Consider the following 3497-nt stretch of genomic DNA (forward strand, 5'->3'; position numbering starts at 1 on the left):
CTTCGAATCCAGAACTGGATGCCGGATCAAGTCCGGCATGACAAACCTACAACATTCATACCACTCGTTTAAGCTTCCTGCTTTACTTTGAACCGAGAGACCATCGTCTGCATGCCTTCTGCCTGACGGTTTAGTTCTTCGGCAGCAGCCGCTGACTGTTCGGCTCCGGTGGCCGACTCTCTGGCGATTGAGGCGACGTTCTCAATGTTCTTGGAAATCTGCTCAGCGGCTGAGGACTGTTCCTCAGAGGCTGTCGCCATCTGCTGAATCTGGTCCATGACGCTCTGCGACATATTGACAATCTCAGTCAGACTGTTGCCGGCCTTGTCGGCCAACTCCCGACCTTGATCGACTTCCTGAACACCTGTTTCCATTGAACCCACGGCTTCTTCCGTCCCCTGTTGAATCCCTTTAATCATGCCGGTTATCTCGCCGGTCGCCTTGCCGGTACGTTCGGCTAGTTTTCTGACTTCATCGGCCACTACGGCGAACCCACGACCCTGCTCGCCGGCCCGGGCAGCTTCGATAGCAGCATTAAGAGCCAGGAGGTTGGTCTGGTCGGCGATGTCATCGATGACACCAATGATCTCACCGATCTGGTCAGCCGACTCGGCCAATTTGCCAATCGACTCGGACGATCCGCGGACAACATCAGCTATGCGCTGCATTCCCTGAATTGTTTCATTGACAATCTGGCCGCCATTAGTGGCGTTGTCAGAGGCAGCCTTGGCGCCTTCGGTGGCGTCACCGGCATTTCTGGCGGATTCAACGATGGTCGCAGTCATCTCTTCAACCGCCGTCGAGACCTGGGTCACCTGGTCGGTCTGATCCTTGGCTCCGCGGGACATCTGTTCTGACGAGGAGGCTACCTCTGTAGCAGCTGAGACGAGCTGAGTCGAGTTGTCACCCATCTGGCGCACCATCGTGGTGAGATTGTCTGTCATCTTCGCGAGCGAAGCACCGATCTTATCCTTGGCCCCGAGAGTATCCTCGATGGCTCCAACCAGCACACCGATCTCATCCTTCGAATCTATGTTAAGGCTCTCTATCTCAGATTGAGAGATTTCCTGCGTCAGGTCATTATTTGCAATGGAATCGACGACACCGACAAACTGATCAAACTCCTCATTCATTTGCTGGGTCAGCCCTACAACCTTGTCTACAGGTTTGGTGATACCCCGGGTGATAATCCAGGCTGCAACAAGACCGATGACGACGGCGATCAGGGACAGAATCAGCATGATGCTGATCGACGAACTGATAATGGTGTTAGTCTCGGCAGTGGCCGTCTCAGACTGGTTAGCGAAATGTTCTTTGAGTTCGACCAGATACTGCTGAGTCTCAGCCACGGCGGTTCTGGTTTCCTGGTCATAGGTGGCCATCGCGGTCGCCTGCTTGTCGGCCGTCTCATTTATCCAGGCATAGGTTTGATCATACGCCTTTTCGAGTTCAGCCAGAGTTGGCAGCGTCTGCTCGTAATAGATCTTCTGAGCTTCGTCCCAATTACCGGCTTTCTGGGCATTGACCATCTCCTGAGCCGATTCATGTAAGTGCTTATGCGGCTCTTCCCAGTGCTTTAGCAATGCACCAAACTCCGGATTGTCAGCCTGGTAGGAATAGTACCACTTGCCGAAGGCACACTGGTGAGCGTCCAGCCCACCGTCGAACGTGGTCTTGGTCAGGTTGGAGTTGGCCACATGCTTGATCCAATTGAGATGATCAATCCAGCGGTCGGACAGCAACGATTTTAGTCCCAGATCGAAGTCGACATACTGCTCGCCGATATGGATCGCTGAGGTGTGCAGCCGGTGGTGCGGCTCAGCCATCTGGTCCAGAATCGAGGCCAATTTTGGATCATTGGCTTTCATTGTTCGCGTTTCATCAGAGTACATCCATTTGCCAAGACCACACTTGTGATCGTCCGTCTGGACGGTAACTTCGGTGACCTCGTCATTCATAAACAGGTCCGAAAGACTCGCCATCCACTTAAGGTGGTCAACTTCTTTTTCGATGCTAAATGCCTGGTTGGTGCAGGACTGCTGGGCGACCACAGTTTGTTCGTCGATGCTGTTAAAGCTGGTGTAGTTGTAGATACTGACTACGGCCAGCAGCACCAGTACGACGCCGAAACCCAGACCGAGCTTCTTCCCAATCTTGAGGTTCTTGAACATGCTTACTTCCTCCCTTTTCTCAAACAAAGACAATGTTATATACTTTTGGCGTACATAATCTAATCATCGTCTCCCTGGGAGAAAAAGTTGATGACCAACCCGTGATCACGGATTGACTATGTCTGATAGTCAATCCCCCGGATCAGGGTACTATCTGGCGTTGGTAAAAGGAGGAACGAGCCAAACGTCCCAAGACATTACAGACCCTTTAGATAACTTTCGAGATTCGTATGGTTGTCGTTGATCTGGAGCTTTCTGCGGATGCATCGACGCTGGTTGTTGACAGTATGGACCGATACGTTCAAGATTGAGGCGATTTGCTTTGTAGAGAACCCCCTTCGGATCATGTTAGAGACTTCTATTTCACGCGGGGAAAGACTGGCCTGAGCATGCTCCAGTCGGTTCGCCACCGGATCCAACAAGTCGCTCAAAGTGCTCTCCAGCAACTCCATCAAGTGCTGGTCTTCGTGACTCAGTTTCTCATTGATGATACCAAGTATCGGTCTCACAATCCGGTTCACATTTGATTGCAGGTGCTGTTCAGTTTGTTGTTTCTGTTCCTCGAACTGCCCCAGGATTTCCTTGAGCGCCGCGTTCTTGCTCCCCAGCATGCCTCGCTCGATTGCCAGGGCGTCGTGGGTTTTCTTTAACTGCCGCTCAGCCAGTTTGCGCTCGGTGATATCTGTGAAGCACTCAATGATCCCAATCAGGTTTCCAGTATCATCCCTGTGAGCTGTAACCGTGACAATGCACGTCAGCCTGGAGCCGTCCTGTCGCTCTTTTTCTGCCTCAAACTCGATTGAGTCCTTGCCGCCGGTGATTTGCCTTAGCGGACAGTCGTCAGTATTACAGGCTTGCCCGGGAAAATAGTCATAGCAGTACCGATCGATGGTTTCTTCTTCTGTCGCTCCTGCCATCCGACAGAAGGCTTCATTGACACGCACTGTGCGGTACTGGAGGTCAACGATTCTCAGACCATTGGTGACAGTATCGAAGATTCGCTCCCATTGATCGGAACCGAAATCATCAACTTCGGGGCTCCGTCGCAACATTACTGTCCGCGACTCAGGCATTGTAAAGTTCTGAGCGACTTTCGATTTCAGACTTTGCAGTTTCACGAAGAATTCCCCTTTTGCACTGTCCACAACGACTATTGGCTTAGTTATCGGCATTCCTGCTCACTATCTGAACAGCCTGGTGTCAGCCATAGCAGGTTATAATTGCTGCTTGAGACACTGTTCCCGCAAAGTGATAATGTCCTATATGAGCAATTTAGAAATGTCCTAATGATTAGCTATACTTCATCCCAAAAGGCAAGGGATGAAT

The 3497-nt window shown here is 51.5% G+C and carries 2 protein-coding genes; both read right to left on the reverse strand.

The window, feature by feature from the left end:
- Positions 1-68 precede the first annotated feature (68 nt).
- Positions 69-2171 (reverse strand): CZB domain-containing protein, encoded by a 2103-nt coding sequence (locus KOO62_12545; protein MBU8934811.1) that lies wholly within the window; start codon positions 2169-2171, stop codon positions 69-71.
- A 197-nt stretch (positions 2172-2368) separates the two neighbouring features.
- Positions 2369-3289 (reverse strand): PAS domain S-box protein, encoded by a 921-nt coding sequence (locus tag KOO62_12550; GenBank protein MBU8934812.1) that lies wholly within the window; start codon positions 3287-3289, stop codon positions 2369-2371.
- Between the last annotated feature and the right edge of the window lie 208 nt (positions 3290-3497).

The sequence above is a fragment of the Candidatus Zixiibacteriota bacterium genome (genome assembly GCA_019038695.1).
GTDB lineage: Bacteria > Zixibacteria > MSB-5A5 > GN15 > FEB-12 > B120-G9.

Excerpts from the sequence above, each read along its gene's own strand:
- KOO62_12545 (MBU8934811.1), bottom strand. The coding sequence starts at position 2,171 with ATGTTCAAGAACCTCAAGATTGGGAAGAAGCTCGGTCTGGGTTTCGGC.